This is a genomic window from Anaerobacillus sp. MEB173 (assembly GCF_052119505.1).
In the GTDB taxonomy this organism is placed as follows: Bacteria; Bacillota; Bacilli; order Bacillales; family JBJMAU01; genus JBJMAU01.
The window spans coordinates 742,509-756,701 of the sequence record NZ_JBJMAU010000001.1 but is presented as its reverse complement, the minus strand read 5'-3'; the positions used below and the strand labels follow the sequence as shown (position 1 = coordinate 756,701).

The window sequence follows — 14,193 nt, the reverse complement described above, 5'->3', positions numbered from 1 at the left end:
TTTTATTCTATGGTATAGTTGATGTTAGCTGTTGTAGAAAGAGAAAGGATGTTATCATGAGTAAAATTGTTGTATTAGCAGAAAAACCATCAGTAGCAAGAGATATTGCGAAAGTGTTGAATTGTCATAAAAAAGGAAATGGATTCATAGAAGGTGAGAAATATATTGTTACGTGGGCATTAGGTCACCTTGTTACTCTTGCTGACCCAGAAGCTTATGATGATAAATATAAAGCTTGGAAACTAGAAGATCTTCCAATGCTGTTTCCTTCATTAAAGTTAGTAGTGATTAAGCAAAGCGGGAAGCAGTTTTCTGCTGTAAAAGCGCAAATGAACCGTAAAGATGTAAATGAAATCATTATAGCAACCGACGCTGGACGTGAAGGTGAGCTTGTCGCTAGATGGATCATTGAAAAAGCACGTGTTACAAAACCGATTAAGCGATTATGGATTTCTTCAGTTACTGATAAAGCAATTAAAGAAGGATTTAAGAAGTTAAGAAGCGGAAAGGAATATGAAAATCTCTATGCATCTGCTTCGGCACGTTCTGAAGCAGATTGGTTCGTTGGAATTAATGCAACAAGAGCATTGACGACTAAATTTAATGCGCAATTGTCATGTGGCCGTGTGCAAACTCCGACACTATCAATGATTGCCCAAAGAGAAGAAGAGATAAGAAATTTCAAGCCAAGACTATATTTTGGCATTCATGTTGGGACAGATCATCAAATCAAGCTCCAATGGCAAGATTCTAAAACAAACGATTTCAAAACGTTTTCAAAAGAAATCAGTGACAAGATCTTGGCCAAAATAAAAAATAAAACCGCACAAGTAGTAGAGGTAGAGAAAAAGTTTAAAAAATCGTATGCTCCACAGTTATATGATTTAACAGAGTTGCAACGAGATGCGAATAAAATCTTTGGATACTCTGCTAAAGAAACATTATCAATTATGCAAAAATTATACGAGCAGCATAAAGTACTTACATACCCAAGAACAGATTCAAAGTACATTTCGAGTGATATTGTTGAAACATTAGCAGAAAGAGTGAAAGCATGTGGGATTGGTCCATATGCGAAAATCGCTTCTAAGCTCACGAAGAAACCAATTAAAGCGAACAAAGCATTTGTAGATAATAGCAAAGTATCAGATCATCATGCAATCATCCCAACAGAACAAGCGCCATTAATGAGTAAATTAACAGATAAGGAAAGAAAGATTTATGACCTTGTTGTTAAACGCTTTCTCGCAGTTCTTTATCCACCGTTTGAGTATGAACAGACGACGGTGAAAGCAGTCATTTCTGATGAAAGTTTTATTGCCAAAGGTAAAATCGTTCAATCGTTAGGATGGAAAGAAGTGTACGAAAATCAATATGAGGATGAAGAGCAAAAGGAAGGACTATTCGAGCAAAGGCTACCTCTTATTACTAAGGGTGATACACTAACAGTTACATCAGTCAATCAAACAAAGGGCGAAACAAAGCCACCCGCACGTTTTAATGAAGCAAGTCTCTTATCAGCAATGGAAAATCCAGCGAAATATATGGTTGGAGAAGATAAACATCTGATTAAGACAATAGGCAAAACAGGTGGTTTAGGAACAGTAGCCACAAGAGCTGATATTATTGATAAATTGTTTAACAGCTTCCTGATTGAAAGGAAGGGCAAAGACATCATAATTACTTCAAAAGGGAAGCAGCTGCTTGACTTAGTTCCTGAGGATTTGAAGTCTCCATCATTAACAGCTGAGTGGGAGCAAAAGCTAGAATTAATTTCCAAAGGAAACTTAAATAAAAAGATGTTTATTAATGAAATGAAGGACTATGCAAAGACGGTTGTCCAAGAAATTAAGCAGAGTGACAAGAAATTCAAGCATGATAACATTACAGGCAAATCATGTCCTGATTGTGGGAAGCCGATGCTTGAGGTGAATGGAAAGAAAGGGAAAATGCTTGTCTGTCAGGATCGTGAATGCGGTCATAGAAAAAATGTCTCTAAAGTAACAAATGCCCGATGCCCAAATTGCCGTAAAAAACTGGAACTGCGTGGAGAAGGAGAAGGTCAGATCTTTGTTTGCAGCTGTGGGCACAGGGAAAAGCTTTCTACATTTAATGAAAGAAAGAAAAAAATGGGGAACAAAGCGACAAAGAGAGATGTCTCAAAATATTTAAAAAAGCAAAATAATAACAAAGATGATGAGCCTTTTAATAATCCGATGGCTGAAGCGCTAGCAAAGCTTAATTTAAAAAAATGATCGGATTGAATGACGCTATAGCAAAATTAATTTTATCCCTTCTTACTATGTAAGGAGGGATTTCTCTTTTTTTGTCGAAAAATTGTTTAATGAGGGGATAGAAATAATTATGTAATAATTCATCTATTTAAATACAGTTTATGGGAAAGCTTTCATTTTTCTTATCGTTTATAGGGGGCTCCTTTTATTACTAGGTCATAATGTGTGATTCTTATCATATTAAAACTTCTTTAATAAGGTTAGAATGGAGATAAGGTTAATGACAGTTACTTCCCAGCTTGTTACTAGCAAAACAACTGTAGTTATTAAGGATGAGCAATAACGAGGAGGAGTTTTTTTTGAATATTCCACAATTAGAAATCGCCCATATGAAGCCAAGCGTACCAATTATCCAAGGAGGGATGGGGGTTAGAATCTCTCTTAGCGGTTTAGCATCCGCAGTTGCAAATGCTGGAGGTATTGGTATTATTTCGGGAACGGGTATCTCGATTGACGAGATGAAAGCTCAAATCCGCAAAGCGCGCGAATTAACAAAGGGTGTAGGATATATCGGAGTAAATGTATTGTATGCGATGAATGATTTTGCCGATACAATTAAAGCAGCAATGGAAGAAAAAGTAGACTTTATTATTTCTGGTGCAGGTATTTCTAGAGATATGTATACATGGGGGAAAAAGTATAATGTTCCGGTTATCTCTATTGTATCCTCAGCAAAACTTGCAAAAATGTCGCAGAGACTTGGTGCAGCAGCTGTTGTTGTCGAAGGATTTGAAGCAGGTGGACATTTAGGAACAGACCGCCCGTTATTTGATATACTCCCAGAGGTTGTTGAGGCAGTAGATATCCCTGTTATTGCTGCTGGCGGTATTTTAACTGGTGAGGATGTTGCAAAAGCACTAAGTATGGGTGCTGCAGGAGTTCAAATGGGGACACGCTTTGTAGCCAGTGTTGAATGTGATGCCCATTCATCATTTAAACAAAAGTATGTTGATTGCAATGAAGGTGAAACCGTGCTAGTGAAAACAACTGTTGGATTACAAGGAAGAGCTATTATTAACTCCTTTACAGATAGTATTAGTGGAGATAACAAGTTGAAAATTGACAAGTGCTATGATTGCCTTAAACATTGTTCGTACCGTTTTTGTACATTAGATTCTCTTATTAAATCAGTTGATGGTGATGTGGAAAATGGTTTAGTGTTTGCTGGTTCAAGAGTACATGAAATTAAAGACATTCTTCCAGTCAAACAAATTATTGATAACATTATGAATGAATTTAAGTTCCATTATAATTCAGCGTTTTTGAAAAAGGCTTAACAAAATAATCTCCCTCCGTTTACTGTGAGTCATACAGAATGGAGGGAGATTTTTGTTGTGCAGATGATCAGGACAATTATGTTCTCCCATCCTCTGATTGTAAAGATACTAAGATATTTACGTCAATATTGAACATAATAAAACAATATGATGTAAAAAATGTCTATACAAATTCGAGGATTAGGGGGATAAAGATGTATCGGTTGTATTCTCATAATGACTTAGATGGAGTGGGATGTGGGATTGTTGCCAAATTAGCATTTGGTGATGAGATTGACATCCGTTATAATTCTGTTTCTGGCTTAGACTTTCAAATTGAACGATTTCTTGAAACAGAAAATGTAACAGATACTCTGTTTATTACAGATTTATCAGTAAATGAAAGTAATGAAAAACGATTAAGTGAGTTTGCCAAAAAAGGAGGTAAAGTAAAATTAATTGATCATCATAAAACCGCATTACATCTAAATAACCATGATTGGGGAGCCGTTCAAGTAGAATATAGTGATGGAAGATTAGCTTCTGCAACTTCACTATTTTATGAATATTTGGAGCAGCATAGTTTAATACAACGTTCTCCCTCAGTTGACCAATTTGTTGAATGGGTACGCCAGTATGATACTTGGGAATGGGATAAAAACGGAAACATGAATGCAAAGCGTTTGAATGATCTTTTTTTTATGATATCGATTGATGAATTTGAAGAAAGAATGGTAACAAGATTAAAAAATAATCAAGACACATTTTTCTTTGATGAATTTGAACAAAAGATCCTAGCAATGGAAGAAGATAAAATTGAGCGTTATGTACGCAGAAAAAGAAGGGAACTTGTCCAAACCTTTATTGAAGATCAATGTGCCGGTATTGTTCATGCTGAATCGTATCACTCAGAGCTCGGAAATGAATTGGGAAAAGAAAACATTCATTTAGATTACATCGCAATCATTAATGTTGGCGGAAAAAAAGTAAGCCTCCGGACAATCCATGATCATATAGATGTGTCTGAAATCGCGAATCGTTTTGGTGGTGGAGGACATGCAAAAGCAGCCGGGTGCTCTCTAACGGAAGAGGCTTATAAGCTTTATGTCGCTAAGCCGTTTACAATTGAACCGTTAAGGACAGATGCGTTCCGGAATAAATATAATGTAAAAACGTCAGATCAAGGCGTGCTGTATGTCGGAATAGGAGAAGAACTATTGTTTATTTACCCTGTTAGTGATGGACAATGGTCAATTGATATGAATCATAATACAATGGAACAGCAATTTCAGTCCTTTGAGGAGGCAGAGAGGTTTATAAAAAGAAACTATTCTGCATGGCTGGTACGAGATGAAAGATATGTATCCTTTTTATCAGATATTGTTATGAGAGAAAGGGATACGAGCTCCTCTACACAATTTTTACCTGAGCAATTGGCTACTAAAGAAAACAAAAATCATCCATCAGTATCACATTAACAATGTATGGAAATACACTCAAAACTTACTATCGTTTCTAAAGATCTACTTGTTATTTAGATTTTGTTATGATAAACTAAGGGTAATTATTTTTGTTTCTTAAGTTTAAATCTTCGAAGTTATTCGTCTTACAGATTTTTAAGAGCAAGGGTAGTAATTTATTTGTGGCAAGAGCCACACAGGAGGAAAAACATGTTACAAGGTAAAGTTAAATGGTTTAATGCAGAAAAAGGTTTTGGATTTATTGAAGTAGAAGGACAAGAAGATGTATTCGTACATTTCTCAGCTATCCAAGGCGAAGGCTTCAAAACTTTAGAAGAAGGTCAAGAAGTTAGCTTCGAAATCGTTGAAGGTAACCGTGGACCACAAGCTGCTAACGTAACAAAATAATGAATTGAAACCATAAAGACTCCTTAATAAGGAGTCTTTTTTAGTCTTCAGTCATTATCATTGATGATTTCCCCTCGGACAAGAACTTTCTGGATTTCGTTAATTTGTTGGTTCACTTCATGCAGCTTCTCACGTTCGTTTGGATAATTGTTCATTAGCTCTTCTATTTCATCATTTAATAACTGTAGATCACGTTGCGCTTCTGAATATTCAGTAGGGTCATTTTCTCGAATAATATTCACTTCCATTAACTCATTGAGAGCTCGATCAACAGTCGCTTGGGCTTTATTTAAAAATTCATTTATTCTTTGTTCATTGGTCTCCATTATTATTCCTCCCACTCTAACATAGTACGCACCTAATTTATCTTTCCTCGCTTTTGCAGTATCTATTCTTTATCGAATCAAATTATGTATATTGTAAATAGTTTAAGCTAGGAATCCAAGACATAGCTTTGTTATAATAGGACTATGCATAATTATTAGACTGAAAGGTAGTGTTTCTCAGTGGATATTTTTTCTCCGCCAAATCCATCTGAAGGTGGATATTTATATGCCTTTATCGTCATGTATTTATTTATGATGGGAGCTTGGCTTACAGTTCATTTATTACGAAAAGCAAACAAAAAGAATGAGGAAGAGGAAGCACAGATTATAGCGGAACAAAATAACCAGACTGAAAAAGAATTATAACTTCGATAAAGATCCCTTTAAGTTAGAAATGAATAAACTTGAAGGGATGTTTTTTATAAAAAAAAGGATGTCCCATAAGTTACGCTTATGAGACATCCTTCTTCGTTATTTTGAAAATACATGATTTCCAATCGTTACTGTTTTTTGTCTAGTAGCATTCCAGTTATTCGTCGCTGTTGCAGGGTTATAGAAGAATAATGAACCATTTCCTTGTCCTCGAAATGCAATTGCTTCTTCAACAGCTTTTTTGGCTGATGCTGTTGCTGGTTGATTAATCATACCATTTTTAACTGGTGAAAAAGCATGGTGACCATTCGATACTTCATGAATAACACCATGTACCGTATTTGGGAACAGATTACTATCAACTCGATTTAACACGACGACAGCAACCGCAACTTGACCAGCATACGGTTCCCCTTTTGCTTCAGCAGTTACGAGTCTAGCTAATAAATCTTTTTCATACGCTGTTAATGCTTTTGGAACTTTCAGATGTTCACCAGGATAGATTTCATTATGATATCTATTGTTAACTTTTTTAATAGAATCGACAGTTACTCCATAATTCATAGAAATTTTCCATAGAGATTCACCGCTTTTTACTGTGTGCGTAGTGGCAGCCTCAGCAGTTTCACCGATAAATGTAGCTGAAATTAGTAATGACAAAGCAAGAATAAATTTTTTCAATTGTAAAACCTCCTAGATGTCCAATTGATTCCCGTGGGAATACGTTTACTAGGCTAACAGCTTTCTAGAGTCATATCATTAGGGAAGTTTTGGAAAGAAAGAGGTGAAGCCTTGTCCTACTTGATCTCGTGAAGGGTTATTACAAAAGTATTACAGCTTGAAGTGTAAAAAAGTGTGTAAAATTATAAAAGAATCCCTCCTTATAATTTGAGAATAAGGAGGTGAAAAGTGGTAGTATTATTGATCCCATTGTTTCATTTGTTCCTCTTCAGCAATCACTTGTAAATCATATGAATTGATAGTTAACAAGGTGTAGTTTTCAAATTCCACCTCTTTAAGAGCGGCTTCATAGATATATTTAGGTGAGCCTTCCTTTTCAGAATCATAAACGATTAATAGTCCATCAGAATTACGCAATAGAAATTTATTTTTCTCTCGAAATTGCCAAGGACCTTCATAAGGGATTTTTGTAATGCTATCAACAAAATCTGCTTCTGCTAAAATGTAGTGATAGTCTTCTTGTTTCTCTTCATTCCAATTTTTTTCTTGATCGATAAACGGTGTGATAACGGCAAGTTGCAACTGTGGATATTCCAACCTTAATTCGATAGCAACTTCAGCAGCCCAAATTTCTACACCTAACTGACCTGAAATAATGATCCATTCCAAACCATCTTCAAGTAATGAAATTAGTTGGTTTTCCAGTGCTTGTTTTATAAAGTGAATTCCAGGATGTTTTTTATTAAATACTCCGAGTTCATGTGCTTTGTATCCAGTGACGAGTAACCGTTTCAAAATATAGCCTCCTTGTCAAAGTTAGTATATCATTATTGATAGGATGAACGAAAAGTAATGAATGTTGCTTCATGTGAGAATGAAAAGATTGTAAATGTTTAACAATAATCATGGATAAATTATGAATAAGTAAACTAGGAGAATACAATGGATAAACAAAGAAGTGATCAAATAAAGGGAGGATGGAAGGAGTTTTTTTGGCTGATTCGTAAGACTGAACCACCTAGGCTTCTTTTCATTACAGCCTTTTTTCTAAGCCTTATTCAAACTGGTGCAGGACTATTTATTCCTTGGGTCACGAAAGATTTAATTGATATATTAACAGTAGAAAGTTTAGATCTTACACTCATTATACTATTAATCGTTGTCTTTCTTTTACAGGTTGTTTCGCTAGGTATTTCTATTTATTTATTAGGTTTAATTGGACAGAGAATTGTTGCTAATTTACGTAAATTTTTATGGGCAAAAGTCCTTACCTTGCCGATTCCATTTTATGACCGGACCCGCTCGGGCGAAACAATCAGCCGGATTACAAATGATACGACAACAATTATGAATGTTCTGTCTAACCAAGTGATTACGTTCCTAACCAGTATAGTAGCAATTATCGGTGCAGTGATTATATTATTTTATATCGATTGGGAAATGACGATCATGATGTTGCTTGCGGTTCCAATTATGTTTCTCATTGTTATTCCTATTGGAAGAAAAATGAGAGCAATAGCAAAGGCATCTCAAGAACGAATGGCTGGTTTTACAGCGTTAATTTCCCAAATATTAGCTGAAATCCGACTAGTTAAGGCATATGGAACAGAAAAGATAGAACAGGAAAATGGCAATGCGGATATTGAAAAGCTATTTTATTTTGGTGTTAAGGAATCAAAAATCCAAGCATATCTCATGCCATTAATGAGGTTAACTTTTAATATTGTCTTTATCCTGATTATTGCATACGGGGTTTTTCGTATGTCGAATGGTTACATTACGCCTGGTGAGCTTGTGGCATTTATTTTATATTTATTTCAAATTGTTGTTCCGTTTAGTCGAATTGCTGAGTTCTTCACAAATGTCCAAAAAGCAAGAGGGGCAACAGATCGCATTCTTACGATTTTAAATGAAGGATCTGAGCAGTATGAGGGGAAGCTTTCTTATATACCCGGGCAACATCCAATTATTTTTGAACATGTCAGTTTTACATACGATAAAGAAGTGATTTTAAATAATATAAATTTTACAATACCAAATGGGAAGGTAACGGCTATTGTTGGACCAAGTGGAAGTGGGAAAACAACAATCTTTTCATTGCTCGAACGATTTTATGCCCCATTTAAAGGGAGGATTATTGTAAATGGACAACCACTTCCTGATTATCATTTAGAAGATTGGCGTAAAACTATAGGTTATGTTTCTCAAGAAAATCCTTTGTTAGCAGGGACTATTAAAGACAATATTTGTTACGGAATAACGAGAGATGTAACAGAAGATGAGATAAAGTGGGCAGCAGAAATGGCGAATGCTGCTTCATTTATTAATAAGCTTCCACAGCAATATGAAACTGAAATTGGAGAAAGAGGGATTAAATTGTCTGGTGGACAGCGGCAAAGGGTAGCCATTGCCAGAGCTTTTCTGAGGAACCCGCAATTTTTATTGCTTGATGAGGCCACATCTAATTTAGATTCGGAATCAGAGCGGGTTGTTCAGAAGGCTTTAGACAAATTGATGAAGAATAGAACAACCATTGTTGTTGCACATCGTCTATCAACAGTAGTGGAAGCTGATCAGATTGTTGTTCTGGAAGAAGGCGTAATTACTGGGATAGGAATTCATCAGGATCTATTAAAGCATCATTCACTTTATCGAAAACTTGTTGATGAACAGATGCTTGTCAACACTTAAATAATTTGCATAAAATTGCAGGGATTTGCCGATTAGTGTTGAAGTGATATAATACTGATAGCAGATGATATCAATTTTGGAGAGTGAATGAAATGGCTACAGAGCAACGGATACAACTTAATGTCAGGGTAACAAAAGAAACAGCTGAAAAATTAGATGAAATTGTTGAGTATTATGAACAAAACACAAAATTCGGCAGAGTTTACAAAGGAGACGTTCTAACTGATATTATTGAGAAAGCTTATAGTGCTATGACGAAAAGACGTGAAATATATAAGGGGTGATTTGTTGTTTTGGATATTAGTAATATTATAATTACAGGCAGAATTTATAAAGAAATGGAAGAAATCTTATCTAAAAAAGGAATGGATAAAAATTTTCGATATCTTTCTGAAAGTGAAGTAAATAAGGATGATTTGCAATGGGCGGATGCTTTAGTGTCTTTTCAACCACCTGATAAATTTGAATTTGGAAGTTTAAAATGGGTCCACTCATTAGGCGCAGGAGTTGATCGGTTTCTGCATAATAGGCAGTGGAAAGAAGATGTAGTGCTAACAAGGACGATTTGCTCGTTTGGTGAAAAAATAAGTGAATATTGCTTAAGCTACATTTTAAGGGACTTGCAATTTCACAGTGAATACGAGCATTTACAAGCTAAGAAAAAATGGAAAGAGCTTGTCCCGAAAAGATTAAAAGACCAAAAGGTAATCATCTATGGTACAGGTGTGATTGGCCAGCAAGTTGCTAAATTGTTAGCTATGATGGGAGCCGAGGTGATTGGTGTCTCGTTACGAGGAAAACAAAGAAATTATTTTAATAAAGTTTTACCTGTGCAAGCAAAAGAATTATCAGTTGAGTTACATAATGTTGATTATGTAATTAACACATTGCCTTTAACTGAAAAAACATATAAATTGTTTGATCAAACATTCTTTTTGCAATTATCAAAAGTCTGTTTAATCAATGTTGGCCGTGGTGCGACAATTGATGAAAATGCATTACTGATGGCATTAGAAAAAGAGAATATAAGTAAGGCAGTACTTGATGTTTTTTCGGAAGAGCCATTACCTGAGACAAATAGGTTGTGGGAACATAACAATATTATCATTACTCCACATATTTCCGCAGTTACTACACCACAAGAGGCTGTAGACTGTTTCATCGATACACTGCGAGCAATAGAAGGCAACAGATCTCTTTCAAATATTGTTGATGTTGAAAAGGGATTTTAAGAATTCATATAGGAAAAAGTACAAAAGGCTGTCTCAATAGAGACAGCCCCTCTATATCTACAGTAACTGTTATCAACCTTCATATTGGGGATTCCAAACAATTTCACCAGACTTGTCTTTATGATCAATGTCAACTTGGAAATTATGTTTTTCATAAAAGTGAACAAGTCTGTCTAAATGGTCCCAATCTCGTTTTGCTAAGTCTCCTGTAATATACTGGATATTTTGTTCAAAAGCTACTTCTTTTAAGTAATCCATGCAAATTGAACCATAACCTTTGTTCTCTTCACCTTTAATGTCTCCGATATGAATTTGATTTTCGTCTGAATAAGTTGCTTGAATCGAAAAGTCCCACGTACCTTGAAAAGGGGTTTCACAATCACAAAGCATAATTTTACATAAATTACCATCGTCATAGGAATAAACAATGACCCATTTTTCCTCATTTGTTTGATCGATCCCCATTACTTGCCACTTTTTTGCAATCTCTTTTAGGTTTTCTTGCATTCGAAAAACTTGAAATTCAAGTTCCTCTAGTTCCTGTTTCAGTTCATGTTTGTCTTTTTTTTCGTCCACGCCCGTTCGTAGTTTTGTAATTGACATTCCTTACTCATTCCTTACTTTTTGTAGTTAATTGTTCCAAGAGTAACATCGTTGAAATAACGTTTTATAACTATCTTATGATTCTATTTATAATAAGTTTAAGTTTATAATCTATTTACAAGTTAAATATTATAATAGATATTTGTTGTGAATGCAAATAATCATTCATTGATATGTGGAAAGCGAAGAAATGTCTTGCTTTGTTCTTCTGGTAATGTTAAGATTAAATTTCCTCTACAAATGAGTATTTTCCTCATTATAAAATTCCCGTTTATATTTTACTTTTAGAAATATCAAGAAATCTGGGTCCTGTAGAACTTTAGTAAGCCTCATTTATACTGGCGCGGTCTAGGAACTGTAAGGATGAAAGAGAGGTAGGGCTTTCATTATTTAAGGTTTTTAAAGAGATGCGCAGAGATTTTACCGCGGCAAGGGTAGTAAAAATAATGTGAGAATAAGTACAGTGCGGATTAGGTTGTTCCTAATCCGCTAATTTGTTTTGCACGAAAAAGTTTGGACTAGGTATTTTAACATGATCGTATCCATGTTACGCTTGTTTTAGTAGCTTTGTACTGAAAGTGTACATACTATATTGTAGGATGCTTGAATAAAGGGTGTTGAAATATGATTAAAGTATTTTTATTTATTTTAGGATTTGGACTTTTGCTTGGGGCTACGTACACATCATCTGAAAATACTGTAGAAACTACATGGGAGCAATATCAATCACCTGAAGAGGCTGGTTGGTCAACAGAAAAGCTTAATAAAGCAAAAGAATACTACAGAACACTTGACTCAACAGCAGCTTTAGCAATATATAACGGTAAAATTCTTTTTTCATGGGGAGATATAACGAGTAGTACGAATGCCCACTCAGTAAGAAAAAGCTTTCTTAATGCCTTATACGGAATCGATCTAAGTGACAATGGAGACCAATTCCTGGAACAGACATTAGCTGAATTATCAATCGATGATCGACAATCGTTATCCGATGAAGAAAAACAAGCAACTGTTTATGATTTGTTATCATCGCGTTCTGCTGTTTATCATCCGGCAGGCGAGGAATCACTGCATATGAAACGTTCACGTCCAAAACGAGGCAGTCATTCGCCGGGCAGCTATTATTACTATAATAATTGGGACTTTAATGTACTTGGTACCATTTATAATCATGAAACTAACTCTGATCTGTTTATTCAATTTAAAGAAAAGATTGCTGATCGAATAGGGATGGAAGATTTTGATTTGCGTAATACAACTTATAAGTTTGACAGTAACTCATATCACCCATCATATTTGTTTCGAGTTTCAGCGAGAGATATGGCAAGGTTTGGCCAATTATATCTTCAGGATGGAATGTGGAACAGTGAACAGATTATTCCTAAAGAATGGATCAAGACGAGCACTACGCTTCATGCACCTGTCCCATCAAACAATACGTATGGATACGGGCTATTATGGTGGGTGGCAGAAGAAGGGCCATATAAAGATTTAGGTCTATATTCAGCAGTAGGTCGTTACGGACAATCCATTGATATTATACCTGAGAAGAATCTTGTGTTTGTTCATCGTGTAAACTCGAATCGAGCAGGGTTTAAATTTTTGAACAAAAAAGTAAGCCAAGCCGAGCGACTGCAGCTGTTATCGATGATCCTTGCAGCAAAGGAACAAGATATAAATGAAACAGAAACATGATGACAAAGCGGACCCAGAGGGATCCGCTTTGTTTACGTTGAATGTAGTTCTTTGTTACTTTTATGCTGAACAATAACATTAGTTGCAGAATTTGTTTTAGGGCCAATCCCAAGCTTTCCGATAAAGAACTTGCCGTATTGCCACTTGTTCATATAATGAATGGTTAGAATTGAACTAACAGTACTAAACAAAAATAAAACAAAAATATACGTAGCTCCAATCAAAATGTCGTATCGTTGGAATAGAAAATCAACGATCGAAATGTAAAACATGTGAAGCAAATAGATCCCAAATGAATACTGGCTGATTAAAATGAGTAAAGGAGGAGTATTCTTTAGCTTTTTAGCGATATATAAGATAAAAAAACTGATCGCGATCGCATGGAACAGAATATCAACTCTCTTTGAACTGTGAATGGTTACGATATCAAAATGATAGAATAATAATAATAAACTGCTAGTGACGATTGGTAAGAGAAGGACAATATATTTATATTTATGAAGTCCCTCTATAAATGCTTCATAGTACAAACCACAATAATATCCGACAGAAAAGTAGAAAATCCAACCAAATAGGAGAACCCAATAGAAACGATTCCAGATATATTCTGCATAAGGGATATTCCAAGGCTGTGTAAAGTTAAAAAAGGCTAAATATGCGATATTGATAATAAATGACAGCATAATGATAAGAACCGGACTGTTATTTTTCAAATATCGGTGAAAGATAAGATGCGCAAAGTAAAATTGAAAAATGATGAGTACAAAGTAACCATGAAAATCACCGATGACTGCATTCAAAAAAAACTTTATGCTCCAATCACTAAATGAAGTCGCATATGGAATCGAGTAAAAGAATGCCATAAATAAAAATGGGAGTAGAATGTATTTTACTCGCTTCGCTAAAAAATGGTCTGGAATCTTTTTGCTGCGATAAGAATAGGCAATGATAAACTCCGAAATAAAAATAAAAGCAGGTGTACCAAAATAAAGAAACATCTGAAGTGAGTCAAAAAATTGATAAGCGAATACGCCAAGATCTCTGATTGATAGTGACCTCATCGCAATGTCAATAGAGTGTAAGAATACAATACTTAAACAGGCAATACTTCTTAATACAAACATTTCATTAATCATTGAAGGATTTTTCATTTGTTATCCCACCCATAAATACGT

Annotated in this window: 14 protein-coding genes; 9 read left to right on the top strand and 5 right to left on the bottom strand. The window is 35.1% G+C overall.

The window, feature by feature from the left end:
- Positions 1-56: 56 nt before the first annotated feature.
- From ACJ2A9_RS03750 to cspD, 4 genes are all read left to right on the top strand, one after another.
- Positions 57-2,255 carry a DNA topoisomerase III gene (locus ACJ2A9_RS03750; protein ID WP_441420256.1) on the top strand — a complete coding sequence of 733 codons (2,199 nt, stop codon included), beginning with the start codon at positions 57-59 and terminating at the stop codon, positions 2,253-2,255.
- Between the two features lie 311 nt (positions 2,256-2,566).
- The gene (locus ACJ2A9_RS03745) at positions 2,567-3,571 is read left to right on the top strand and encodes an NAD(P)H-dependent flavin oxidoreductase (RefSeq protein WP_441420255.1); all 1,005 of its coding nucleotides are present in this window, start codon (positions 2,567-2,569) and stop codon (positions 3,569-3,571) included.
- 194 nt (positions 3,572-3,765) lie between these two features.
- Complete coding sequence (locus ACJ2A9_RS03740; protein WP_441420254.1) at positions 3,766-5,028, top strand: DHH family phosphoesterase; 1,263 nt, start codon at positions 3,766-3,768, stop codon at positions 5,026-5,028.
- A gap of 192 nt (positions 5,029-5,220) precedes the next feature.
- Positions 5,221-5,418, top strand: a complete 198-nt coding sequence (gene cspD, locus ACJ2A9_RS03735) for a cold-shock protein CspD (RefSeq protein ID WP_441420253.1) — start codon at positions 5,221-5,223, stop codon at positions 5,416-5,418.
- 47 nt (positions 5,419-5,465) lie between these two features.
- Here the strand turns inward: cspD and ACJ2A9_RS03730 are convergent, their stop codons facing one another.
- A complete protein-coding gene (locus ACJ2A9_RS03730) occupies positions 5,466-5,744 on the bottom strand; it encodes a DUF2524 family protein (protein WP_441420252.1) in 279 nt (92 codons plus the stop codon).
- A gap of 180 nt (positions 5,745-5,924) precedes the next feature.
- On the opposite strand from ACJ2A9_RS03730, the gene ACJ2A9_RS03725 reads away from it, so the two are divergent.
- Positions 5,925-6,110 (top strand): hypothetical protein, encoded by a 186-nt coding sequence (locus ACJ2A9_RS03725; RefSeq protein WP_441420251.1) that lies wholly within the window; start codon positions 5,925-5,927, stop codon positions 6,108-6,110.
- Between the two features lie 105 nt (positions 6,111-6,215).
- Here the strand turns inward: ACJ2A9_RS03725 and ACJ2A9_RS03720 are convergent, their stop codons facing one another.
- Both ACJ2A9_RS03720 and ACJ2A9_RS03715 read right to left on the bottom strand, forming a co-directional pair.
- Positions 6,216-6,797 (bottom strand): cell wall hydrolase, encoded by a 582-nt coding sequence (locus ACJ2A9_RS03720; protein WP_441420250.1) that lies wholly within the window; start codon positions 6,795-6,797, stop codon positions 6,216-6,218.
- A gap of 237 nt (positions 6,798-7,034) precedes the next feature.
- The gene (locus tag ACJ2A9_RS03715) at positions 7,035-7,595 is read right to left on the bottom strand and encodes a DUF1273 domain-containing protein (RefSeq protein WP_441420398.1); all 561 of its coding nucleotides are present in this window, start codon (positions 7,593-7,595) and stop codon (positions 7,035-7,037) included.
- A 144-nt stretch (positions 7,596-7,739) separates the two neighbouring features.
- On the opposite strand from ACJ2A9_RS03715, the gene ACJ2A9_RS03710 reads away from it, so the two are divergent.
- The 3 genes from ACJ2A9_RS03710 (at position 7,740) to ACJ2A9_RS03700 (ending at position 10,720) form a co-directional block, all read left to right on the top strand.
- The gene (locus ACJ2A9_RS03710; RefSeq protein WP_441420249.1) at positions 7,740-9,488 is read left to right on the top strand and encodes an ABC transporter ATP-binding protein; all 1,749 of its coding nucleotides are present in this window, start codon (positions 7,740-7,742) and stop codon (positions 9,486-9,488) included.
- A 92-nt stretch (positions 9,489-9,580) separates the two neighbouring features.
- Positions 9,581-9,772, top strand: a complete 192-nt coding sequence (locus ACJ2A9_RS03705) for a hypothetical protein (protein ID WP_441420248.1) — start codon at positions 9,581-9,583, stop codon at positions 9,770-9,772.
- A gap of 9 nt (positions 9,773-9,781) precedes the next feature.
- Positions 9,782-10,720 (top strand): D-2-hydroxyacid dehydrogenase, encoded by a 939-nt coding sequence (locus ACJ2A9_RS03700; RefSeq protein ID WP_441420247.1) that lies wholly within the window; start codon positions 9,782-9,784, stop codon positions 10,718-10,720.
- Positions 10,721-10,792: 72 nt separating this feature from the next.
- Here ACJ2A9_RS03700 and ACJ2A9_RS03695 read toward each other — a convergent pair whose 3' ends face one another.
- Complete coding sequence (locus ACJ2A9_RS03695) at positions 10,793-11,323, bottom strand: hypothetical protein (RefSeq protein ID WP_441420246.1); 531 nt, start codon at positions 11,321-11,323, stop codon at positions 10,793-10,795.
- Positions 11,324-11,947: 624 nt separating this feature from the next.
- Here ACJ2A9_RS03695 and ACJ2A9_RS03690 point away from each other — a divergent pair.
- On the top strand, positions 11,948-13,018 hold the full coding sequence (locus tag ACJ2A9_RS03690; protein ID WP_441420245.1) for a serine hydrolase domain-containing protein: 1,071 nt from the start codon (positions 11,948-11,950) through the stop codon (positions 13,016-13,018).
- Positions 13,019-13,050: 32 nt separating this feature from the next.
- Here the strand turns inward: ACJ2A9_RS03690 and ACJ2A9_RS03685 are convergent, their stop codons facing one another.
- Positions 13,051-14,169, bottom strand: coding sequence for an acyltransferase family protein (locus tag ACJ2A9_RS03685; protein ID WP_441420244.1), 1,119 nt, complete (start codon positions 14,167-14,169; stop codon positions 13,051-13,053).
- Between the last annotated feature and the right edge of the window lie 24 nt (positions 14,170-14,193).

Bases quoted from the DNA above. Each gene is read 5' to 3' on its own strand.
- ACJ2A9_RS03750 (WP_441420256.1), top strand. From the start codon at position 57: ATGAGTAAAATTGTTGTATTAGCAGAAAAACCATCAGTAGCAAGAGAT.
- ACJ2A9_RS03745 (WP_441420255.1), top strand. From the start codon at position 2,567: ATGAGCAATAACGAGGAGGAGTTTTTTTTGAATATTCCACAATTAGAA.
- ACJ2A9_RS03740 (WP_441420254.1), top strand. From the start codon at position 3,766: ATGTATCGGTTGTATTCTCATAATGACTTAGATGGAGTGGGATGTGGG.
- cspD (WP_441420253.1), top strand. From the start codon at position 5,221: ATGTTACAAGGTAAAGTTAAATGGTTTAATGCAGAAAAAGGTTTTGGA.
- ACJ2A9_RS03730 (WP_441420252.1), bottom strand. From the start codon at position 5,744: ATGGAGACCAATGAACAAAGAATAAATGAATTTTTAAATAAAGCCCAA.
- ACJ2A9_RS03710 (WP_441420249.1), top strand. From the start codon at position 7,740: ATGGATAAACAAAGAAGTGATCAAATAAAGGGAGGATGGAAGGAGTTT.
- ACJ2A9_RS03705 (WP_441420248.1), top strand. From the start codon at position 9,581: ATGGCTACAGAGCAACGGATACAACTTAATGTCAGGGTAACAAAAGAA.
- ACJ2A9_RS03695 (WP_441420246.1), bottom strand. From the start codon at position 11,323: ATGTCAATTACAAAACTACGAACGGGCGTGGACGAAAAAAAAGACAAA.
- ACJ2A9_RS03690 (WP_441420245.1), top strand. From the start codon at position 11,948: ATGATTAAAGTATTTTTATTTATTTTAGGATTTGGACTTTTGCTTGGG.
- ACJ2A9_RS03685 (WP_441420244.1), bottom strand. From the start codon at position 14,169: ATGAAAAATCCTTCAATGATTAATGAAATGTTTGTATTAAGAAGTATT.